Genomic DNA, 23,861 nt, shown 5'->3' with positions numbered 1-23,861 from the left:
GGTAAAGGCCCTTTGCCTGTCCGCTGTCTGTGCTTATTGTTCAGCCTCCCGAAGACGCTCACGCGCACACTGGTTGATTTATTCATGCAATCGTCTGCCCCCCGTAATTCCCGTCGCTGGCTGATAAGCCTGCTGGTTCTGTTGATCGTCGCTGGCCTGTGCTGGCGCTTCTGGCCGGGATCCGCGTCGCAACCGAACGGCACGGCGCAGAAAGGCGAGCAGGCCCAGGCCAGCGCAAGCCGCGGCGGCAAAGCGGTGGCCAAGCGGCCCGGGTTCGGCGGTTCGACCGTTCCGGTACCGGTGCGGGTGGCAGCAGCGACCACCGGTGATTTCCCCATCTATTACAAAGCCCTCGGCACCGTGACGGCGCTGAACACGATCAACGTGCGCAGCCGTGTGGCGGGCGAATTGATGAAGATCAATTTTCAGGAAGGCCAACAGGTCAAGGCCGGTGATCTGCTGGCGGTGATCGACCCGCGCAGCTATCAGATCGCCCTGCAGCAGGCCGAAGGCACGCTGATGCAGAATCAGGCGCTGCTCAAGAATGCTCAACTCGACGTGCAGCGTTATCGGGGCCTGTACAAAGAAGACAGCATCGCCAAGCAAACCCTGGACACCGCCGAATCCCTGGTGGGCCAGTATCAGGGCACGATCAAGACCAATCAGGCGGCGGTGGGCGACGCCAAACTCAACCTGGAGTTCTCGCAGATTCGTGCGCCGATCTCGGGCCGCATCGGCCTGCGCCAGCTGGACGTCGGCAATCTGGTGGCGGCCAATGACACCAACCCGTTGGTGGTGATCACCCAGACCAAGCCGATCACGGTCAACTTCACGCTGCCGGAAAAAGACCTCGCCGAAGTACTCAGCCGTTACCGCAGCGGCGGCAAGCTGCCGGTGGAAGCGTGGGATCGCGGGGACCTTAAGCTGCAGGCCACGGGCGTGCTCGCCAGCATCGACAACCAGATCGACATCACCACCGGCACACTGAAATTCAAGGCGCGCTTCGATAACGACAACGAAGCGCTGTTTCCCAATCAGTTCGTCAACGCGCGGCTGCTGGCCAACACGCTGAAAAACGTGGTGCTGGTGCCGTCGGCCGCCGTGCAGTTCGGCGTCAACGGCACCTTCGTGTATGTGATGGACGGCGACAAGACCGTGCGCATTCGCGCGCTCAAGACAGGGCCCAGCGACGAGAACTCCACGGTGATTACCGAAGGTCTGGTGGCCGGTGACCGCGTGGTCCTCGAAGGCACCGACCGCCTGAAAGACGGCAGCGCCGTGGACGTGGTCAACGACAGCAAGGACGTACCGGCCACGCCGGGGCAGCAGTTGCAGGGCAAGCCGTCCAAGGAGCCCGGTGAGTCTGCGGGTGCCGAGCCGGCGAAGAAAGGCGACGTATGAACCTGTCACGGCTGTTCATCCTCCGGCCGGTCGCCACCACGCTGAGCATGCTCGCCATCGTGCTGGCCGGTCTGATCGCGTACACGCTGCTGCCGGTATCGGCATTGCCGCAGGTGGATTACCCGACCATCCGGGTGATGACGCTGTACCCGGGCGCCAGTCCGCAAGTGATGACCAGTGCCGTGACCGCGCCCCTTGAACGGCAGTTCGGGCAGATGCCGGGCCTGACGCAAATGGCCTCGACCAGCTCGGGCGGCGCCTCGGTCATCACCCTGCGTTTCAGCCTCGAGATCAACATGGACGTGGCCGAGCAGGAAGTGCAGGCGGCGATCAACGGTGCGACCAACCTGCTGCCGAACGACCTGCCGGCGCCGCCGACGTACAACAAGGTCAACCCGGCCGACACGCCGGTGCTGACCCTGGCAATCACCTCGAAGACAATGCTGCTGCCCAAACTCAACGATCTGGTCGATACGCGCATGGCGCAGAAGATCGCGCAGATCAGTGGAGTAGGCATGGTCACCATCGCCGGCGGTCAGCGTCAGGCGGTGCGGATCAAGGTCAATGCCGACGCGCTGGCGGCCAACGGCCTGAATCTGGCGGACGTGCGCACGCTGGTCAGCGCCTCCAACGTCAATACGCCCAAGGGTAACTTCGACGGCCCGACGCGGGTGTCGATGCTCGACGCCAATGACCAGCTCAAGTCCCCCGAGGAGTACGCCAACCTGATTCTGGCGTACAACAACGGCGGCCCGTTACGGCTCAAGGACGTCGCCGAGATCGTCGACGGCGCTGAAAACGATCGCCTCGCCGCCTGGGCCAATGAGAACCAGGCCGTGCTGCTGAACATCCAACGTCAACCGGGAGCCAACGTCATCGACGTGGTCGATCGGATCAAGGCCCTGCTGCCCAGCATCACCGAGAACCTGCCCGCCGGACTGGAAGTCACCGTGCTCACCGACCGCACGCAGACCATCCGTGCCTCGGTCAGCGACGTGCAGCACGAGTTGCTGATTTCCATCGTGCTGGTGGTGCTGGTCACCTTTCTATTCCTGCGGCGGTTCAGCGCGACGATCATTCCCTCGGTGGCCGTGCCGCTGTCGCTGATCGGTACGTTTGGCGTGATGTACCTGGCCGGCTTCTCCGTCAACAACCTCACGCTGATGGCGATGACCATTGCCACCGGTTTCGTGGTGGACGATGCCATCGTCATGCTGGAGAACATTTCCCGGCACCTGGAGGAGGGCGAGACGCCGTTGCAGGCCGCGCTCAAGGGCGCGCGGCAGATCGGTTTCACCCTGATCTCGCTGACCATCTCGCTGATTGCCGTGCTCATTCCGCTGTTGTTCATGGCCGATGTGGTCGGGCGCCTGTTCCGTGAATTCGCCATCACCCTGGCGGTGGCGATCCTGATTTCCCTGGTGGTGTCACTCACCCTGACGCCGATGATGTGCGCGCGCTTGCTCAAGCGTGAGCCGAAGGAAGAAGAGCAGGGCCGTTTTTACCGGGCCAGCGGCGCGTGGATCGACTGGCTGGTGGCCGCCTACGGGCGCAAGTTGCAGTGGGTGCTCAAGCATCAGCCGCTGACCCTGCTGGTTGCCGTCGCCACCCTCGGGATTACGGTGTTGCTGTATCTGGCCGTGCCCAAAGGCTTTTTCCCGGTGCAGGACACCGGCGTCATTCAGGGGATTTCCGAAGCGCCGCAATCGGTGTCGTTCGCTTCCATGAGTCAGCGCCAGCAGGCCCTGGCGAAAATCATCCTCAAGGACCCGGCAGTCGCCAGTCTGTCGTCCTACATCGGCGTCGACGGCGACAACGCGACCCTCAACAGCGGCCGCATGCTGATCAACCTCAAGTCCCACGGCGAGCGGGATGTCACCGCGTCCGAGGTGATCCAGCGCTTGCAGCCCGAGGTTGATCAGCTGTCCGACATTCGCCTGTTCATGCAGCCGGTGCAGGACCTGACCATCGAAGACCGGGTCAGTCGCACCCAGTACCAGTTCAGCATGTCCTCGCCGGACGCCGATCTGCTCAATCTGTGGAGCGGCAAACTGGTGGAGGCGCTGGTGCAGCGCCCGGAACTGACCGATGTCGCCAGCGACTTGCAGGACAAGGGTTTGCAGGTCTTCCTCAACATCGATCGCGATGCCGCCAGTCGGCTGGGCGTGACCGTCGCCAACATCACTGACGCGCTGTACGACGCGTTCGGCCAGCGGCAGATTTCCACCATCTACACCCAGTCCAGCCAGTACCGCGTGGTGCTGCAGGCGGATTCGCGCAGTGAACTGGGACCCGAAGCGCTGGAGCAGATTCACGTCAAGACCACCGACGGCGGGCAGGTCAAGCTGTCCAGTCTGGCCCGGATCGAACAACGGCAGGCGCAGCTGGCGATTGCCCATATCGGCCAGTTTCCGGCGGTGATGATGTCGTTCAACCTGGCGCCCGGTGTCGCGCTGGGCAAGGCCGTGGAAGTCATCGAGCAGGTGCAGAAAGACATCGGTATGCCGATCGGCGTGCAGACGGAATTCCAGGGCGCGGCCGAAGCGTTTCAGGCGTCGCTGTCCAGCACATTGCTGCTGGTGCTGGCGGCGGTGATCACCATGTACATCGTGCTGGGCGTGCTCTATGAGAGCTACATCCACCCGATCACCATTCTGTCGACCCTGCCGTCGGCGGCCATCGGTGCACTGCTGGCGCTGCTCATCAGCGGCAACGACCTGGGCATGATTGCCATCATCGGCATCATCCTGCTGATCGGCATCGTCAAGAAGAACGCGATCATGATGATCGACTTCGCCCTCGACGCCGAACGCAACCGCGGCATCGACCCGCAGACCGCCATCTACGAAGCGGCACTCCTGCGCTTCCGCCCCATTCTCATGACCACCCTGGCCGCGCTGTTCGGCGCCATCCCGCTGATGTTTGCCTCGGGCTCCGGCGCCGAGCTGCGTCAGCCCCTGGGTCTGGTGATGGTCGGCGGGCTGCTGGTCAGCCAGGTCCTGACGCTGTTTACCACGCCGGTCATCTATTTGTACTTCGATCGGCTGGGGCGCCGGTTCCAGCGCAACGAGAAAACCGAGGTGGCGGTATGACCGGCCAGCTGCAAGCTTCAGGCTTTAAGCCTCAAGCCAGAAGCAGCACCGCGCAGGCCGGGGCTGGTGCGTTCACTTGCCGCTTGAAGATTGCCGCCTGGAGCTCCCCCCCATGAACCTCTCCGGGCCCTTCATCAAACGCCCCGTAGCGACCATGCTCCTGAGCCTGGCGATCATGCTCCTGGGCGGGATGAGCTTCGGTCTGCTGCCGGTGTCGCCGCTGCCGAACATGGATTTTCCGGTCATCGTCGTCAGCGCCTCGCTGCCCGGCGCCAGTCCGGAAATCATGGCGTCCAGCGTGGCGACGCCGCTGGAGCGCTCCCTCGGGGTGATTGCCGGGGTTAACACCATGAGCAGCCGTTCGAGTCAGGGCTCGACGCGGATCATTCTGCAGTTCGACATGGACCGCGACATCAACGGTGCTGCGCGGGAAGTGCAGGCGGCCATCAACGCCGCACGCAACCTGCTGCCCAGCGGGATGCGCAGCATGCCGACCTACAAGAAGGTCAACCCGTCCCAGGCGCCGATCATGGTCCTCTCACTGACCTCCGACGTGCTGGAGAAGGGCGAGCTGTACGACATGGCGTCGACGATCCTGTCCCAGAGCCTGTCCCAGGTGAACGGCGTCGGCGAGGTGCAGATCGGCGGCAGTTCGCTGCCTGCCGTGCGCGTTGAGCTGGAGCCAAAATTGCTGTCCCAGTACGGCGTGTCGCTGGATGAAGTGCGCACGACCATCTCCAATTCCAACGTGCGGCGCCCGAAAGGCTCGGTGGAGAACAGCGAGCACAACTGGCAGGTGCAGGCCAACGACCAGCTGGAGAAGGCCAAGGATTACGAATCGCTGATCATCCATTACGCCAACGGCGCGGCGTTGCGTCTCAAGGATGTGGCCAAGGTCAAGGACTCGGTGGAAGACCGCTACAACAGCGGCTTCTTCAATGACAAAGCCGCGGTGCTGCTGGTGATCAACCGCCAGGCCGGCGCCAACATCATCGAAACCGTGGCGGCGATCAAGGCCCAGTTGCCGGCGTTGCAGGCGGTGCTCCCGGCCAGCGTCAAGCTTGACCTGGCCATGGACCGCTCGCCGGTGATCAAGGCCACGCTCCACGAAGCGGAAATGACGCTGCTGATTGCCGTGGTGCTGGTGATTCTGGTGGTGTTCCTGTTCCTGGGGAATTTCCGCGCCTCGCTGATCCCGACCCTCGCGGTGCCGGTGTCGCTGGTCGGCACCTTCGCGATCATGTACCTGTACGGTTTCTCGCTGAACAACCTGTCGCTGATGGCCCTGATTCTCGCCACCGGGCTGGTGGTCGACGATGCCATCGTGGTGCTGGAAAACATCTCCCGGCACATCGACCAAGGCGTGCCGCCCATGGAAGCGGCGTACCTGGGCGCCAAGGAGGTGGGCTTCACCCTGCTGTCGATGAACGTCTCACTGGTGGCGGTGTTTGTTTCGATCCTGTTCATGGGCGGGCTGGTGGAGAGCCTGTTCCGCGAGTTTTCCATCACCTTGTCGGTGTCCATCGTCGTTTCGCTGGTGGTGTCGCTGACCCTGACGCCGATGCTCTGCGCGCGCTGGCTCAAGCCCCACGTGCCGGGTACGGAAAATCGCTTGCAGCGCTGGAGCCAGCGGGTCAACGACCGCATGGTCGCCGGCTACGACCGCAGCCTGCGCTGGGTGCTGCGTCATCGGCGCCTGACCCTGCTGACGCTGCTGTTGACCATCGTCGGCAATATCGCTTTGTACGTCGTCGTGCCAAAGACCTTTCTGCCGCAGCAGGACACCGGTCAGCTGATGGGTTTTGTGCGCGGCGACGACGGCCTGTCCTTCTCGGTGATGCAGCCGAAGATGGACACGTTCCGCTCGGCGATCCTCAAGGACCCGGCCGTGGAGAGCGTCGCGGGCTTCATCGGCGGCAACGGCGGCACCGGCAACGCGTTCATCATCGTGCGCCTGAAGCCGATCAAGGAGCGCAACATCGGCGCCATGGAAGTGGTAGAGCGACTGCGCAAGGAAATGCCGCTGGTGCCGGGCGGGCGCCTGTTCCTGCAACCCGATCAGGACCTGCAACTGGGCGGCGGCCGCGAGCAGACCACTTCGCAATACCAGTACATCCTGCAAAGCGGCGACCTGGAAACCCTGCGCCTGTGGTACCCGAAGATCGTCGCCGCCCTCAAGTCGCTCAAGGAGCTGACCGCCATCGACGCCAACGACGGCGGCGGCACCCAGCAGGTGACATTGATCGTCGACCGCGATGCGGCCAAGCGCCTGGGCATCGACATGAACATGGTCACCACGGTGCTGAACAACGCCTACAGCCAGCGCCAGGTGTCGACCATCTATGACCCGCTGAACCAGTATCAGGTGGTCATGGAGGTCAACCCGAAATACGCCCTCGACCCGACCACCCTGGAGCAGGTCCAGGTGATCACGGCCGATGGTGCACGGGTGCCGCTGTCGACCATCGCCCGTTACGAGCGCAGCCTGGAAGACGACCGGGTCAGCCACGACGGCCAGTTCGCCTCGGAAAACATCTCCTTCGACCTGGCCGATGGCGTCACCCTCGATCAGGCAAATGCGGCCATCGAGCGCGCCGTCGCCGCGGTGGGCCTGCCTGAGGACGTGATCGCCAAGATGGCCGGGACCTCCGACGCCTTTGCCGCCACCCAGAAGAGCCAGCCGTGGATGATTCTCGGCGCGCTGGTGGCGGTGTACCTGGTGCTGGGCATTCTCTACGAAAGCTACATTCACCCGCTGACCATCCTCTCGACGCTGCCCTCCGCAGGCGTCGGCGCGCTGCTGAGCATCTACCTCACCGGCGGACAATTCAGCCTGATCTCGTTGTTGGGGCTGTTCCTGCTGATCGGCGTGGTGAAGAAGAATGCGATTCTGATGATCGACCTCGCCTTGCAGCTCGAACGCCAAGGCGGCATGACCCCGGTGGAATCGATTCGCAATGCCTGCCTGCAGCGTCTGCGGCCGATTCTGATGACCACGCTGGCGGCGATCCTCGGCGCCGTGCCGTTATTGCTGAGCAGTGCCGAAGGCGCGGAAATGCGCCGGCCGCTGGGCCTGACCATCATCGGCGGCCTGATCCTCAGCCAGATCCTCACGCTGTACACCACGCCCGTGGTTTACCTTTATCTCGACCGTCTGCGCCATCGTTTCAACACGTGGCGCGGGGTGCAGACGGATGCTGCCCTGGACACTCCGCTATGAACGACTCGATGAAAGCCCCTGGCCCACAGCGGACGTTGCCGTTTCACAGGACGTTCGGCGTCGCCTTGTGCGCGCTGCTGCTCAGTGCCTGTGCCGTCGGCCCGGATTACAAAACGCCGGACATGCCGACGCCAGCGCACTTCAAGCAGGCCGAAGGCTGGACCCAGGCCAACCCGAGCGATGCGATGGCCCGCGGCGCGTGGTGGGAAATGTACGGCGACGCCCAGCTCAACGCGCTGGTGGAGAAGCTCAACACGTCCAACCAGACCGTGGCGCAGTACGAGGCCCAATACCGCCAGGCCGCCGCTCTGGTGCGCAGTGCGCGGGGCGCGTTCTTCCCGACGCTGGACCTGACCACCAGCAAGAACCGCTCGAGCCAGGGCACCGGCAGCAGCAGTTCGAGCCTGAGCAGTTCCAGCAGTGGCATTCGTGACACCTACAACGCGCAGCTGGGCGTCAGTTGGGAAGCCGACGTGTGGGGCAAGTTGCGCCGCGGCCTGGAAGCCGACAAGGCCAGCGCCCAGGCGAGCCTTGCCGATCTGGCGTCGATGCGCCTGAGCCTGCAGTCGCAATTGGTGCAGAGCTATCTGCAACTGCGGGTGATCGACGAGCAGAAGCGCTTGCTCGAAGCGACCGTTGACGCCTATCAGCGCTCGCTGACCATGACCCAGAACCAGTACCGCGCCGGGATTTCCGGCCGCGACGCCACCGCCCAGGCACAGACGCAGCTCAAGAGCACCCAGGCCGACCTGATCGACCTGCAATGGCAGCGTGCCCAGTTCGAGAACGCGATCGCCGTGCTGATGGGCCAGGCGCCAGCGGATTTCAGCCTCGCGGCGACCACCTCGATTCCGGCGGTACCGCAGATCCCGGCGCAGCTGCCGTCACAGTTGCTTGAACGCCGCCCTGATATTGCCGCCGCCGAGCGTTCGGTCATGACGGCCAACGCCAATATCGGCGTGGCCAAGGCCGCCTATTACCCGGACCTGACCCTGAGCATGAGCGGCGGTTACAGCAGCAGCACCGTCAGCAACTGGATTTCCCTGCCCAATCGTTTCTGGTCGGTGGGCCCGCAACTGGCGATGACCCTGTTCGATGGCGGCCAGCGCGCTGCCGAAGTGGACCGCACCGAAGCGGTCTACGACCAGACCGTCGCCCAGTACCGCCAGACCGTGCTCGACGGCTTCAAGGAAGTCGAGGACTACATGGCCCAGCTGCGCGTGTATGAGGAGGAAGCCGGGGTGCGCGACGAGGCGCTGCAATCGGCGCGTGATTCTCTGCGTCTGACCAACAACCAGTACAAGGCCGGGCTGATTGGCTACCTGGACGTGGTCAACGTGCAGACCACCGCGCTGAGCAACGAACGCAGCGTGCTGAACGTACTGGAAAGCCGGTTGGTCGCCAGCGCCCAGTTGATTGCGGCATTGGGTGGCGGCTGGGACGCCGCGAGTGGACTGAGACCGGATGCGGAAGTACCCAACCGTTGAGTACCGCTAAGTAGCTATGTGCCATCTTTGCGACGGAGTGACGGGACTTTTACGGGAATTTCGGTACAATCGCCGCCGAATTGATCAGGGCTGAAAGGCCGCACTCCGTTGAGCCAAGGGCCAGCCCATGTTGATCGGCCATTACACCTATTCGCTGGTTTTGATTTCAGTTCTGGTTGCGATTCTCGCGTCTTATACGACCCTTGATCTGGCCGGGCGCATTGCTTCGGCCAGCGGTCGGGCAAGGATGTTGTGGGTGTGCGGCGGCGCGCTGTCCATGGGTGTCGGCGTTTGGTCCATGCATTTCATCGGCATGCTGGCGTTCATGCTGCCGATCCCGCTGGCGTACGACATCCCGCTGACACTCCTCTCGCTGCTGATCACCATCTTTTCTTCGGGTTTCGCGCTGTGGCTGGTCAGTCACGACCGCGTACCGCTGTCGAACATCGTGCTTGGGGCCTTCGTCATGGGCCTGGGCAGCAGCGCCATGCATTACACCGGCATGGCGGCGATGCGCATGCAGCCGGGCATCGACTACGACCCCGGCTTGTTCGGCCTGTCGTTGGTGATTGCCGTCACTGCATCCGCCGCCGCGCTGAGCATCGCCGTGCGGCTGCGCAAGGAAACCCCCTATGTGCGCCTGGCCCGGGGCGGCGCTGCGGTGGTCATGGGCTTTGCCATCCTCGGTATGCACTACACCGCAATGACCGCCGCCAACTTCCCGGTCGGCAGTTTCTGTGGTGCGCTGCCCACCGGCGTGCACACCGACGGTCTGGACAAGCTGGTATTGATCACCAGTCTGACGGTGCTGGGCATTACCTTGCTGACGTCGGTGCTTGATGCGCGCATGGCGGCGCGCACCGCCCAATTGTCGGCGTCGCTCAAGGAAGCCAACCGCGAGCTGACCCAACTGGCCCTGCACGACAACCTCACCGGCCTGCCCAACCGCATCCTGCTGGCGGATCGCATCGATCAGGCCATGCGCAAGGTCGACGCCCAGGGCGGCATGTTCGCCCTGATGTTTCTGGATCTGGACGGCTTCAAACCGGTGAACGACGCGTTCGGTCACCACGTCGGCGATCAACTGCTGCGCGCGGTGGCTGTGCGCATGCGGGAAAACTTCCATCGCCACGACACCCTGGCGCGCATCGGCGGCGACGAGTTCGTGCTGCTGGTCGAGCTCGACGATGACGAAGAGGCGGTCAGCGTGGCCTCGCGTCAGGTTTCCCTGGTGAGCCAGCCGTTCAGCGTGCAGGAACATGATCTGCAAGTGACGGTGAGCATCGGCATCAGCCTGTACCCCGGCAACGGCCGCACCCAGCAGGAACTGCTGATGAACGCCGACGCCGCCATGTACCACGCCAAGAATGCCGGCAAGAACGGCTACAGCTTTTTCGATGCGTCGATGAACACCAACGCGCGCAATCAGCTGCAGCTGTTGCAGGACCTGCGCCTTGCGCTGCGTAAAGGGCAGTTCTGCCTGCATTACCAGCCGAAATTCTCCGCCGGCACCCAGGAGCCCATCGGCGCCGAAGCGCTGGTGCGCTGGAATCACCCGCAGCTCGGGTTGCTGATGCCGGACAAATTCATTGGCCTTGCCGAAAAAACCGGCCTGATCATCCCCATTGGCGAGTGGGTGCTGCACGAGGCCTGCCGGCAGATGAAGCGCTGGTACGACAGCGGCTTTACCCACTGGCGCATTGCGGTGAACCTGTCGGCGTTGCAGTTCAGCCATGTCGGGCTGGTCGAGACCGTCGCGCACGCGCTGGCGACCCACGGTCTGCCGGCCAACTGCCTGACCCTGGAAATCACTGAAACCACTGCCATGAGCGACGCCGATGCGAGCATGACCGTGCTGCAGAAGCTCTCGGACATGCACGTCGACCTGTCCATCGACGACTTCGGCACCGGCTATTCCAGCCTGATGTACCTCAAACGCCTGCCGGCTAACGAATTGAAGATCGACCGCGGTTTCGTCCGCGATCTGGAGCACGACAGCGACGACGCGGCCATTGTCTCGGCCATCGTTGCGCTGGGCCAGGCGCTGAACCTGCGCATCGTCGCCGAGGGTGTCGAGACCGCCAGCCAGCAGAAATTCCTCACGCGCCTTGGTTGCGACTCGCTGCAGGGTTACCTGCTGGGTTATCCACTGCCGGCCGAGCGGTTCATGGCAGACATCGAAGCCGCGCGGCGTCGTGTCAGCGAAATCACGGATTGAGTGTTAATGCCCACCCCACCTCCACGCATTGATCGAACGGGAACATTTATGGATAAAAATCTCCTCATCACCGGCGGCTCCCGGGGTATCGGCGCCGCCACGGCGGTTCTGGCAGCAGCGCAGGGTTATCGCGTGTGCATCAACTATCTGTCCGATCACGCCTCCGCCGAGCGGCTGTGCGGGCAGATTCGCGAGACTGGCGGTCATGCCATCGCGGTGCAGGCCGATGTCAGCAACGAAGACGAGATCATTCGTCTGTTTGCCCGGATCGATGCCGAGATGGGGCGGATCACCGCGCTGGTCAACAACGCCGGCACCGTGGGCGAGGCGTCGCGGCTGGACACCATGTCCGAGTTTCGGCTGCTGAAGATCATGATGAGCAACGTGGTCGGGCCGATGCTGTGCAGCAAGCACGCACTGCTGCGCATGTTGCCCCGCCACGGCGGACGCGGTGGCAGCATCGTCAACGTGTCGTCCGTTGCCGCACGGCTCGGATCACCCGGTGAGTACGTCGACTACGCGGCGTCGAAGGGCGCGCTGGACACCTTCACCGTCGGGCTGGCCAAGGAAGTGGCGGGCGAGGGCGTGCGGGTCAATGCCGTGCGTCCCGGTTACATCTTCACCGAATTCCACGCCCTGAGCGGTGACCCCCATCGCGTCAGCAAGCTGGAACCGACCATCCCCATGGGCCGTGGCGGACTGGCCGATGAAGTGGCGGAAGCGATCCTGTGGCTGCTGTCCGACAAGGCCTCGTATTCGACGGGCTCGTTCATTGATCTGGGCGGCGGGCGCTGACGGCTCTGCAGCCATATCCAAGGCCGGCTAACCCATCATCGAGCGAATGATTTTCCCCAGCGTCTCCATCGCCCGTTCAGTCGTCTCACCCCACGGGCTGCCGTAGTTCAGGCGGATGAAGGGCTTGAATCGCCGCGTTGGCGAGAACATCGGGCCGGGGGCGATGCTGATGCCCTGGGCGAGGGCGGCCTGGAACACTTTCAGTGAATCGATTTGTTCCGGCAGCTCAACCCACAGGAAGTATCCGCCGGTGGGCTGGCTGACGCGGGTCTGCGCCGGAAAGTACCGGGCGATGGCGCCAAGCATCGCGCGCTGCTGATCTTCCAGGCTGTGGCGCAGCTTGCGCAGGTGGCGGTCGTAACCGCCATGTTGCAGGTAATCGGCGATGGCAGCCTGGGCCGGCATCGAGGCGCACAGCGAGGTCATGATTTTCAGCCGCTCGACCTTCTGCGCGTAACGCCCGGCAGCCACCCAACCCACCCGATAACCGGGCGCCAGGCTCTTGGCGAAGGAGCCGCAATGCAGCACCAGCCCTTCAGTGTCAAACGCCTTCGCCGGCTTCGGCGCGTGCTGGCCGTAATACAACTCGGCGTAGACGTCATCCTCGATCAGCGGCACCTCGTGCTTGCGCAGCAATTCCACCAGTTCCCGTTTGCGCGCTTCAGGCACCGTCGCGCCGGTGGGATTCTGAAAACTGGTCATGCTCCAGCAGGCTCTGATCGGGTAGCGCTCGAGCGCCTGTTCAAGCACCGCCAGGTCAATGCCTTGTTGCGGGTGCACCGGAATTTCCACCGCCTTGAGCTTCAGCCGTTCGAGCACTTGCAGACAGGCGTAGAACGCCGGCGCCTCGATGGCCACCAGATCGCCGGGCTCGGTCACCGCTTGCAGGCACATATTCAGCGCTTCGAGGGCGCCGTTGGTGATCAGCAGCTCGTCCATGGGCAGCATTTGCCCGGAGACCATGTACCGCAGCGCGATTTGCCGGCGCAGCGCAGGATTGCCGGGCGACAGGTCGCTGACCACCATGCGCGGGTCCATGTCGCGGGTGGCGCTGGCGAGGGAACGGGCCAGGCGCTGCAACGGGAACAGCCCGGCGCTGGGGAAGGCGGAGCCGAAGGGCACGGTGTTCGGGTCCTTGATGGACTCCAGCACCGAGAACACCAGATCGCTGACGTCGACTTCGGTGGACTCGCTCACCTGTGGCGCCGGGCGCGCATCGTGCTCTGAAACCTCACCGCCCAGACCCTGCAGGCGGACACTGTCGTTGACGAAGTAGCCGGAACGCGGGCGTGCCCGGATCAAGCCTCGACGTTCCAGCAAGTAGTACGCCTGGAACACCGTAGACGGGCTGATGCCGTGGGTCTGGCTGGCGTAGCGCACCGAAGGCACCCGTTGCCCTGCAGCCAGCACCCCGGACCGGATCAGCTCGGCAATGTCGTCGGCAAACTTTTCATAGCGCTTCATGGCGGACTCGTGCTGAGTGGCTTCTGGGGTGCAGCCGCCATACACATGCGACTGGGGCAGGGCGGAGGACCCGGCTGCAGGACCGGAATATGCCCTCGGCCGGCGGATTAGTACAGATGCAGATCGGCTGACAACCACCGGATCAGGCGTATCTCTTCGGTATCCACCTCCCGCACTCTCGTCCCGCGCTGCGGTCCATACCGCACTGACGTTAACCGAAGGGAATGCACTGATGAATGCCTGGTGGGAAGAAGTGGTGGACACACTGCAGGCCGAGTTCTCTGATATCACCGATGCCGGGCAGATCACCCGCGTGACCATACGCCTGGTCATCGCGGCGTTGCTGGGCGGGATCCTGGGTTTCGAGCGGGAACACAAGGGCAAGGCGGCCGGGGTTCGAACGCACATGCTGGTGTGCATGGGGGCCGCGCTGTTTGTGCTGGTGCCGCGCATGGCCGGTGCCGACGACGCTGCTTTGAGCCGGGTGGTGCAGGGCATTGTGGCGGGGATCGGCTTTCTGGGTGCAGGGACCATCCTCAAGGGTGATGCGCTCAATGCCACTCAGGTGAAAGGCCTGACCACGGCGGCCGGTTTGTGGATGACCGCGGCCATTGGTATCGCGGCCGGGATGGGCAGGGAGATGACGGCAGTCCTGAGTACGGTGTTGGCACTGGGCATCTTTAGCCTGATGCCGATGATCGTCAGGCGGGTTGAGTCGGCGGAAGAACGTGCACACGACCCTGCCCGCAGGACGGGTGGCGATGCACAGGAGCCTTAGTCCGGCGGTTATTCAGGGGTATTGAGGGTGTGACGCTCGATTAATAGTGGGACCGGCTTTAGCCGGGAAGAAGCCAGTTGGCGCACCCTCAACATTGCGGCTAGCCATCTAGAAGCTTCCCGGCTAAAGCCGGTCCCACAACACCGCGTTGGGCCAAGGAATTACTCAGGAAACGTGTCATCCAGAATCGCCGGGGGCTCGCCGCTTGGCGGGTCACCCACCGGCGGTTCGATCACCGGAGGCATCAGCGGGGAAGGTGGCTCCTCGGGCTTGGGCACCGGCAGCTCGGGGTCGTCGATGTTCGGATCGGGCGTTTCTGCGGGAACGGGAATGCTCATGGTCTTCGCTTCCTTGGGTTCGTCGAGAGGGCGTGTCAGGTGACGTTGCAGCACACCCGTCAGCACGCACATATGTCGACCGCAGCGCCCTGGCAATGATTCACTCAATCCGCCTGGATACCCCGTTACGCCGGAGCCCATGGCCTGCCATTATCCCTGGGGTGACTTGGTCAAACGTCATGCAAGCTGTTTGAACTTTTGCCCGAGGCTGGCGTTCGGACCTATGCTGCCACGTCCGGATGCGTTGATCCCGTGGCTCTCTCTTATGTTATGGACAAAGACGCTGAAGCAATGGGCGCCCCACAGTGGGCGTCCCTGGGCGTGAGGAGTGATGCTCGATGAATGATACTGCTGATCAGCCGTACGGCCCGGATTCCCTGGCCAACGATGTTCTCCACTCTATCCACCCTATCCCCCTGACCCAAGCCTTGCAGCTGCCGCGGATCGTGATCGAGGACACCCAGCCGGTGATCGATAACGGTCAGCTGGCGGCCAAGGCCGTTGTCGGTCAGCCGGTCACGGTCACCAGCAAAATCTACGCGGACGGCCACGACAAGATGGCCGTACGTATCGTCTACCGGGCCATCGACGATGAAGAATGGCAATCGGTGCCCATGCGCGAGCTGGGCAATGACAGCTGGACCGGCGAATTCACCCCGCCGACCTTCACCCGCTATGTCTATCGCCTTGAAGCCTGGATCGATCAGTTCGGCAGCTACCGCTACGAGCTGGAGAAGAAATACGCCGCCGGCGTGACCATCGATTTGGAGCTGGAAGAAGGGCGTCTGCACCTGGTGCACGCCGCCGAGCGCAGCAAGCTGGAAGTACGTGGGCAACTCGACACCCTGATCACGCGCTTCGGCGAGGCCACCGAAAACGAGGCCAAGGTGGCGCTGCTGTTGAGCAGTGACGCCGCCAGCGTCATGGCCAAGGCCGACAACCACGCGTTCCTCAGCCGCAGCCTGGAATTCCCGCTGGACGTCGAACGTGAGCTGGCTCAGTTCGCCAGCTGGTACGAACTGTTTCCACGTTCGATCACCGACGACAAAAAGCGCCACGGCACCTTCAAGGACGTCCACTCGCGCCTGCCGATGATCCGTGACATGGGCTTCGACGTGCTCTACTTCCCGCCGATCCACCCGATCGGTCGCGCTCACCGCAAAGGCCCGAACAACTCCCTCACCGCAGGGCCCGATGATGTGGGCAGCCCGTACGCCATCGGCAGCGAGGACGGAGGCCACGACGCTATCCACCCGCAACTGGGTACCCGCGAGGACTTCCGCGAGCTGGTCGCCGCGGCAGCCGAGCATGGCCTGGAAATCGCCCTCGATTTCGCCATCCAGTGCTCCCAGGACCACCTGTGGCTCAAGGAACACCCGGGCTGGTTCTCGTGGCGTCCGGACGGCACCATTCGTTACGCGGAAAACCCGCCGAAGAAATACCAGGACATCGTCAACGTCGATTTCTATGCGCCGGACGCGATTCCTGGCCTGTGGACCGAGCTGCGTGACGTGATCCTTGGCTGGGTGAAGGAGGGCGTGAAGATCTTCCGCGTCGACAACCCGCACACCAAGCCGCTGCCGTTCTGGCAATGGATGATTGCCGACGTGCGCAGTAAGCACCCTGAAGTCATGTTCCTCGCCGAGGCGTTCACCAAACCGGCGATGATGGCGCGCCTGGGCAAGGTCGGTTATTCCCAGAGCTACACCTATTTCACCTGGCGCAACACCAAGGCCGAGCTGAGCGAGTACTTCACTCAGCTCAACGAGTCGCCATGGCGCGAGTGCTACCGCCCGAATTTCTTCGTCAACACGCCGGACATCAACCCGCCGTTCCTGCATGACTCAGGTCGTCCGGGCTTCCTGATCCGCGCGGCGCTGGCGACCATGGGGTCGGGCCTGTGGGGTATGTATTCAGGCTTCGAGCTGTGTGAATCGGCGCCCGTACCAGGCAAAGAGGAATATCTGGACTCGGAGAAGTACGAGATCCGTCCCCGCGATTTTACCGCGCCCGGCAACATCATTGCCGAGATCGCTCAGCTCAACCGCATCCGTCGCCAGAACCCGGCGCTGCAGACGCACCTCGGCCTGAAGATCTACGCCGCGTACAACGACAATATCCTGTACTTCGGCAAGCGCACGGCGGATGGCAGCAATTTCATTCTGGTCGCCGTGAACCTCGATCCGCGCAACGTGCAGGAAGCGACGTTCGAGCTGCCGCTGTGGGAAATGGGCCTGCCGGACGATGCCGCCACCCTGGGCGAAGACTTGATGACCGGGCATTCCTGGACCTGGTATGGCAAGTACCAGTTCATGCGCCTGGACCCTTCGTACCAGCCGTTCGGTATCTGGCGCATCAAAGCCACAAACCAATAATTCAAAGGATGTGGTCATGGCAAAGAAACCCCGCAACGCTGCCTTTATCGAAGACCCGCTCTGGTACAAGGATGCGGTGATTTACCAGGTCCACGTGAAGTCGTTTTTCGATTCCAACGACGATGGCATCGGTGACTTCCCCGGCCTGATCGCCAAGCTCGACTACATTGCCCAGCTGGGCGTCAACACCATCTGGCTGCTGCCGTTCTACCCGTCGCCACGCCGCGACGATGGCTATGACATTTCCGAGTACCGGGGCGTGCACAGCGACTACGGCACCATGGCCGATGCGAAGAAGTTCATCGCCGAGGCGCACAATCGTGGCTTGCGGGTGATCACCGAGCTGGTCATCAACCACACTTCGGACCAGCACGCATGGTTCCAGCGCGCGCGGCATGCCAAGAAGGGCTCCAAAGCGCGGGATTTCTACGTCTGGTCCGATGACCCGCAGAAGTACGACGGCACCCGGATCATCTTTCTCGACACCGAGAAGTCCAACTGGACCTGGGATCCGGTCGCGGAGCAGTACTTCTGGCACCGTTTCTATTCCCACCAGCCGGACCTGAACTTCGACAACCCGCAGGTCATGAAGGCGGTGATCGAGGTCATGCGCTACTGGCTGGACATGGGCATCGACGGCCTGCGTCTGGACGCGATCCCGTACCTGATCGAGCGTGACGGCACCAACAATGAAAACCTGCCGGAGACCCATCAGGTCCTCAAGCAGATCCGTGCCGAAATCGACGCCAACTACCCCGACCGCATGCTGCTGGCCGAAGCCAACCAGTGGCCGGAAGACACCCAGCTGTACTTCGGTGACCGCAAGGGCAAGGACGGCGACGAATGCCACATGGCGTTTCACTTCCCGCTGATGCCGCGCATGTACATGGCGGTGGCTCAGGAAGACCGTTTCCCGATCACCGACATCCTGCGCCAGACACCGGAAATTCCGGAGAACTGCCAGTGGGCGATCTTTCTGCGCAACCACGATGAACTGACGCTGGAAATGGTCACTGACCGCGAGCGTGACTACCTGTGGAATTACTACGCCTCGGACCGTCGCGCGCGAATCAACCTGGGCATTCGTCGTCGCCTGGCGCCGTTGCTGGAACGTGACCGCCGCCGCGTTGAACTGCTCAACAGCATGCTGCTGTCCATGCCCGGCACGCCGACCCTGTACTACGGCGACGAAATCGGCATGGGCGACAACATTTACCTCGGCGACCGCGACGGTGTGCGCACGCCGATGCAGTGGTCCATCGACCGTAACGGCGGCTTTTCCCGCGCCAACCCGGCGAGCCTGGTGCTGCCGCCGATCATGGACCCGCTATACGGTTATCAGTCGGTCAACGTCGAAGCGCAGGATCACGACCCGCACTCGCTGCTGAACTGGACCCGGCGCATGCTCGCCGTGCGCAGGCAGCAGAAAGCCTTTGGCCGCGGCACCCTGAAAATGCTCTCGCCGAGCAACCGCCGCATCCTGGCCTATACCCGTGAATACACCGGGCCGGACGGCAAGACCGAAATCATCCTCTGCGTCGCCAACGTTTCGGCCGCCTCTCAAGCCGCCGAACTTGAACTGGCGCCATATGCCGGGACTGTTCCGGTCGAGATGCTCGGTGGTAGCGCCTTCCCACCTATTGGCCAGCTCAATTACCTGCTGACGTTGCCGCCGTACGGCTTCTACTGGTTCTTGCTGGCCGCGGAGAATCAAATGCCCAGCTGGCACGTTGAACCGGCTCAAAGCATGCCGGACTTCCCGACCCTGGTGCTCAAGCAGCGCCTGGAAGAATTGCTCGAAGAACCTCTGCGCCAGACCATGGAGCAGCAGTCGCTGTCGGTCTATCTGCCGAAACGCCGCTGGTTCGCCGGCAAAGGCACGGCGATCGACAGCATCCACATCGCCTACGCCGTGCGCTTCGGCTCCACGGTGCGGCCGGCGTTGCTGAGCGAAATCGAAGTCACCTCCGGCGGCGAAACGGTGCGCTACCAGTTGCCGTTCGGCCTGTTGCCCGAAGACGACATCAGCAGCGCCTTGCCGCAACAGTTGGCCCTGTCCCGCGTGCGTCGTGGTCGTCAGGTCGGCTTGATCACCGATGCATTCACCCTCGAGCCGTTCATTCGCAACGTCATCAAAGGCATGCAGGACAACACCGTGCTGGCGACGCCGGACGGTGAGCTGCAGTTCCAGAGCACGTCGCAACTGGCGCCGCTGGGCCTGAACGAAGACGCCGAGGTGCGTTACCTCTCGGCCGAACAGTCCAACAGCTCGGTGGTGGTCGGCAAGAAGCTGGTGCTGAAAATGATTCGCCGTGTCGCGGCCGGTACTCACCCCGAGCTGGAAATGGGCGCCTACCTCACCGAAGCCGGCTACCCGCACATCTCGCCGCTGTTGGGCGCAGTCGTGCGCGTCGACGGGCAGGGCGAGAAAAACCTGCTGATGATCGCCCAGGGTTACCTGAGCAATCAGGGCGATGCGTGGGAATGGACCCAGAACAACCTCGAACGCGCCGTGCGTGATCACATGGCCCACGGTCAGTCGGCGCTGGAGCAGCAAGCCAACGCGCTGATCGAACTGAAAGACTTCGCCGGCCTGCTGGGCCAGCGTCTGGGCGAGATGCACGTGATCCTCGGCGCTCCGACAGATAACCCGGACTTCAAGACCGAAGTCACCAGCGTCAAGGACAGCGAGGCCTCGGCGAAGAGCGTTTCGGCGCAGATCGAGCGCGCCTTGCAGCTGCTTGAACAGCACCGCGACTCCCTGGAGGCTCAGGATCAGCAGCTCATCACTGAACTGCTGGGCAAACGCAAAGCGCTGCTGGCCCAGGTCAAAACCCTGGCGAAGCAGTCAGTCGGCGGCCTGAGAATGCGCGTTCACGGCGACCTGCACCTCGGCCAGATGCTGGTGGTGAAGGGCGATGCCTACCTGATCGACTTCGAAGGCGAGCCGGCGCGTCCGCTGCAGGAACGTCGGGCCAAATACAGCCCGTTCAAAGATGTCAGCGGCGTACTGCGCTCGTTCGACTACGCTGCGGCGATGGCCCTGCGCAACGCGCAAAGTGCCGACACGTCGGTGCAGGCTGAAACCGCCCGCCAGCAAGTGGCCGAGACGTATTTGAAGCAGGCGCGCGAGGCCTTCCTCGACGGCTATCGCAAGGCCACCGTCGAAGTGGGTCACGACTGGAAAGATGCCAAGGGTGAAGCGGCCGCGCTGGCGCTGTTCACCCTGGAAAAAGCCGCTTATGAAGTGGCCTACGAGGCCGAGAATCGGCCGACATGGTTGTCGGTTCCGCTTCAAGGCTTGCGCGGGCTTCTCGACCTGTCTGATGGAGAATGAAAATGAGTGCCTCTGACCAATTCGGTAACGGCAACCACGCAATATTGCCCAGCGCCGTCGACCTGGACGCGCTGATCCGCGCGGAGCACCGCGACCCGTTCTCGATGCTCGGCCCCCACAGCGATGGCGCTGAAGGCCAGGTGATCCGCGCCTATCTGCCCAACGCCCTGGCCGTGCGCGTGCTCTCGCGCGACGGCGAACGGGACCTCGGCGAGCTGAGCATGTCCGACAAGCCGGGCTTCTTTGCCGGCCACTTTGCGGTTCGCGAACCCTATCTGCTGAAAATCTCGTGGGCCACCGGCGAGCAAATCACCGAAGACCCTTATAGCTTCGGCGAGCAGTTGGGCGAAATGGACTTGTACCTCTTCGCCGAGGGCAACCACCGCGACCTGAGCAGCGCTCTGGGCGCACAGGTCAAGAATGTTGATGGCGTCGACGGCGTGCGTTTCTCGGTATGGGCACCGAATGCCCGCCGTGTGTCCGTGGTGGGCGATTTCAACAGCTGGGATGGCCGTCGTCACCCGATGCGCCTGCGTCATCCGACCGGCGTGTGGGAAATATTCATCCCGCGCATCGGTCCGGGCGAAGCGTACAAATACGAGATCCTCGGTCAGCACGGCGTTCTGCCGCTGAAAGCTGACCCGATGGCCCTGGCCACCCAGCTGCCGCCGGCAACAGCGTCGAAAGTCGCTGCACCGCTGACGTTCGAGTGGCAGGACCACGACTGGATGCAGTCCCGGGGTGAAAAGCACGACATTCATCAGCCGCTGTCGATCTACGAGCTGCACGCCGGTTCTTGGCAGTGGCACCACGGCGGCGATGACGAGCCGGATCGCCCGTACGACTGGCGCGAGCTGGCTGAAAACCTGATTCCTTACATCAAGGACCTGGGTTTCACCCACATCGAATTGATGCCGATCATGGAGCACCCGTTCGGCGGCTCATGGGGTTATCAGGTGTTGTCGCAGTTCGCACCGAGCGCGCGCTACGGCACACCGGAAGACTTCGCCGCCTTCGTGGATGCCTGCCACCGTAACGACATCGGCGTGATTCTTGATTGGGTGCCGGCGCACTTCCCGACGGATGCACACGGTCTGGCCCAATTCGACGGGACTGCACTGTACGAATACGCCAACCCCTATGAAGGTTTCCATCAGGACTGGAACACCCTGATCTATAACTTGGGGCGCACTGAAGTCCACGGTTTCATGATTGCCTCCGGCATCCATTGGCTGAAGAACTTCCACGTCGATGCGCTGCGCGTCGATGCGGTGGCGTCCATGCTGTATCGCGACTATTCCCGCAATGCCGGCGAATGGGTCCCGAACCGTTACGGCGGCCGCGAAAACCTGGAAGCCATCGACTTCCTGCGCCACTTGAACGACGTGGTCGCGATCGAAGCGCCGGGCGCGCTGGTCATTGCCGAGGAATCGACGTCCTGGCCAGGCGTTTCGCAGCCCACCCAACAGGGCGGTCTGGGCTTTTCGTACAAGTGGAACATGGGCTGGATGCACGACACGCTCAAGTACATCGAGCAGGACCCGATCCATCGCCAGCATCACCACTCTCAGTTGAGTTTTGGGCTGGTCTATGCCTGGTCCGAGCGGTTCGTGCTGCCGATTTCCCACGATGAAGTGGTGCACGGCAAGCATTCCTTGATCGACAAGATGCCTGGCGACCGCTGGCAGAAATTCGCCAACCTGCGCGCCTACCTGTCGTTCATGTGGACCCACCCGGGGAAGAAGCTGCTGTTCATGGGCTGCGAGTTTGCCCAGTGGCGCGAGTGGAACCACGACACCGAACTGGACTGGCATTTCCTGCAGTACGCCGAGCACAAGGGCGTGCACTCGCTGGTCAGCGACCTGAACCGGCTGTATCGCACGGAAAAGGCGCTGTACGAGCAAGACTGCCAGCCGCAGGGTTTCCAGTGGGTGATTGGTGACGACGCCGGCAACAGCGTCTATGCCTACCTGCGTTGGAGCAAGGAGGGCGAGCCGTTGCTGGTGGTCGCCAACCTGACACCGGTGCCGCGCGAAGGCTATCGTGTCGGCGTGCCCTTCAGCGGCAAGTGGGCCGAGCTGTTCAACAGCGACGCGGGGATCTATGCCGGTTCCAACTTCGGCAACGGCGGCGGCGTGCGCACCGACGACATCAAGAGCCATGGCCAGGCGTTCTCGCTGCCCTTGAATCTGCCACCGCTGGGTGTGGTGATCCTCAAGCCGACCGTGGAGCAGCTGCAGCAGGAGGGTTGATTTCCTCCGCCACACTGTTGTGAACCTGTGGGGGCGAGCGTGCTCGCGAATAGCGTTCTATCAGTCGACCTGATCGCCTGATGAAGCATTCGCCAGCGGGCTCGCTCCCACAGTCGTTTCTGCCCTGCCGACAAAGGTTGTGGGACCTTTCCCGGACGAATGTCATCCCTCGCCACTGAACCTGACATCTTTTGAATGGTCTGTTGACCACTGCGCGCGCAGTACGCTGGGGCCACGGCCTTCGACGTCCGGCTGAATTTCGCCCGCGCCAGATGCCTATTCCAGCAGTTGCAGCGCGTTGTTCGTCGCTGTCCGACCAGGCGTGATTCCCTTGCATGCGGCCCGCCCACCGGCCTTCTTTTCAATTTGTCGAAGATTATCCATGCCAATTTCTCCCTCCGATGTTTCCTTTCGCTTTACCCCTGTGCCGGGCGTTCGACGCCGTTTGCTCAACACCGGCCTGCTGACCTCGCTGTTGTCCGTTGCCGTTGCCAGCCCGTTGGTCCACGCCGAAACGCAGAGCAAGGACCGCTGGGTCAGCGACACACTCAGCACTTACGTGCGCAGTGGCCCCACCGACGGTTATCGCATCGTCGGCACGCTGAAATCCGGGCAGAAAGTCGAGCTCATCAATACCCAGGGCGACTACAGCCAGGTGCGCGGCAGCGCCGGCGACAACGTCTGGATTCCCACCGCTGACCTGCAGGAAGTGCCGGGGCAGGCGGAGCGCTTGCCGCAACTGACCCAGAAAGCCGCGGATCTCAGCGCGCAACTGAAAACCATCGACGACGACTGGAAGACCAAGGTTCAGGGCATGCAGGAAACCCTGGAGTCGCGTAAGAAGCTGGTCGACGAGCTCGAAGCGCGGACCAAGGATTTGAACGCGCAGTTGGCCAGCGCGCAGTCCGACTTGCGCACCACCCAGGCGAAACTGGGTGACGAGAACAATCAGGTGCTCATGCGCTACATGGTCTACGGCGGCAGCATCGCTGGCGCGGGCCTGTTGCTGGGCCTGATCCTCCCGTCCCTGACCAAGGGCCGCAAGCGCAACGATCGCTGGTTCTGAAGCAGACTCAGCGCTGTCCTGCATCTACGCGCACCGAG

At 62.9% G+C, this 23,861-nt stretch carries 13 protein-coding genes; 11 read left to right on the top strand and 2 right to left on the bottom strand.

Features of this window, described 5'->3' with window-relative positions; genetic code table 11:
- The first annotated feature begins 84 nt into the window (after window positions 1-84).
- The 6 genes from ABEH28_RS15055 to ABEH28_RS15030 all read left to right on the top strand — a co-directional run bounded on the left by ABEH28_RS15055 (window position 85) and on the right by ABEH28_RS15030 (window position 12,213).
- On the top strand, window positions 85-1,401 hold the full coding sequence (locus tag ABEH28_RS15055; RefSeq protein WP_346630388.1) for an MdtA/MuxA family multidrug efflux RND transporter periplasmic adaptor subunit: 1,317 nt from the start codon (window positions 85-87) through the stop codon (window positions 1,399-1,401).
- Complete coding sequence (locus ABEH28_RS15050; RefSeq protein ID WP_346630387.1) at window positions 1,398-4,493, top strand: MdtB/MuxB family multidrug efflux RND transporter permease subunit; 3,096 nt, start codon at window positions 1,398-1,400, stop codon at window positions 4,491-4,493. Before ABEH28_RS15055 ends, ABEH28_RS15050 begins: the two co-directional genes overlap by 4 nt.
- Window positions 4,494-4,605: 112 nt before the next feature.
- A complete protein-coding gene (locus ABEH28_RS15045) occupies window positions 4,606-7,713 on the top strand; it encodes an efflux RND transporter permease subunit (RefSeq protein WP_346630386.1) in 3,108 nt (1,035 codons plus the stop codon).
- 8 nt (window positions 7,714-7,721) lie between these two features.
- Entirely contained in the window at window positions 7,722-9,200 is a 1,479-nt protein-coding gene (locus tag ABEH28_RS15040) for an efflux transporter outer membrane subunit (RefSeq protein WP_346630504.1), read from the top strand.
- A 127-nt stretch (window positions 9,201-9,327) separates the two neighbouring features.
- A complete protein-coding gene (locus ABEH28_RS15035; protein WP_346630385.1) occupies window positions 9,328-11,418 on the top strand; it encodes an EAL domain-containing protein in 2,091 nt (696 codons plus the stop codon).
- Between the two features lie 48 nt (window positions 11,419-11,466).
- Complete coding sequence (locus ABEH28_RS15030; protein ID WP_133775111.1) at window positions 11,467-12,213, top strand: SDR family oxidoreductase; 747 nt, start codon at window positions 11,467-11,469, stop codon at window positions 12,211-12,213.
- 27 nt (window positions 12,214-12,240) lie between these two features.
- Here the strand turns inward: ABEH28_RS15030 and mapR are convergent, their stop codons facing one another.
- Entirely contained in the window at window positions 12,241-13,677 is a 1,437-nt protein-coding gene (gene mapR / locus ABEH28_RS15025) for a GntR family transcriptional regulator MpaR (protein ID WP_346630384.1), read from the bottom strand.
- 232 nt (window positions 13,678-13,909) lie between these two features.
- On the opposite strand from mapR, the gene ABEH28_RS15020 reads away from it, so the two are divergent.
- A complete protein-coding gene (locus ABEH28_RS15020) occupies window positions 13,910-14,455 on the top strand; it encodes an MgtC/SapB family protein (RefSeq protein ID WP_192173894.1) in 546 nt (181 codons plus the stop codon).
- Between the two features lie 161 nt (window positions 14,456-14,616).
- Here the strand turns inward: ABEH28_RS15020 and ABEH28_RS15015 are convergent, their stop codons facing one another.
- Window positions 14,617-14,793 carry a hypothetical protein gene (locus tag ABEH28_RS15015; protein ID WP_163022162.1) on the bottom strand — a complete coding sequence of 59 codons (177 nt, stop codon included), beginning with the start codon at window positions 14,791-14,793 and terminating at the stop codon, window positions 14,617-14,619.
- Window positions 14,794-15,131: 338 nt separating this feature from the next.
- Here ABEH28_RS15015 and ABEH28_RS15010 point away from each other — a divergent pair, with 338 nt between their 5' ends.
- From ABEH28_RS15010 to ABEH28_RS14995, 4 genes are all read left to right on the top strand, one after another.
- Complete coding sequence (locus ABEH28_RS15010; protein WP_346630383.1) at window positions 15,132-17,168, top strand: alpha-1,4-glucan--maltose-1-phosphate maltosyltransferase; 2,037 nt, start codon at window positions 15,132-15,134, stop codon at window positions 17,166-17,168.
- A gap of 16 nt (window positions 17,169-17,184) precedes the next feature.
- On the top strand, window positions 17,185-20,505 hold the full coding sequence (gene treS, locus ABEH28_RS15005; RefSeq protein WP_192173892.1) for a maltose alpha-D-glucosyltransferase: 3,321 nt from the start codon (window positions 17,185-17,187) through the stop codon (window positions 20,503-20,505).
- A 2-nt stretch (window positions 20,506-20,507) separates the two neighbouring features.
- Window positions 20,508-22,757, top strand: coding sequence for a 1,4-alpha-glucan branching protein GlgB (gene glgB, locus ABEH28_RS15000; protein WP_346630382.1), 2,250 nt, complete (start codon window positions 20,508-20,510; stop codon window positions 22,755-22,757).
- A gap of 382 nt (window positions 22,758-23,139) precedes the next feature.
- Window positions 23,140-23,823: a TIGR04211 family SH3 domain-containing protein gene (locus ABEH28_RS14995; RefSeq protein WP_346630381.1), complete on the top strand. Its 684-nt coding sequence runs from the start codon at window positions 23,140-23,142 to the stop codon at window positions 23,821-23,823.
- The last annotated feature ends 38 nt before the right edge of the window (window positions 23,824-23,861 follow it).

The organism is Pseudomonas sp. Ps21-P2 (assembly GCF_039672565.1).
Taxonomy (GTDB): domain Bacteria; phylum Pseudomonadota; class Gammaproteobacteria; order Pseudomonadales; family Pseudomonadaceae; genus Aquipseudomonas.
Note: the sequence above shows the minus strand (reverse complement) of the source record. Positions and strands in the feature narration are given on the sequence as shown.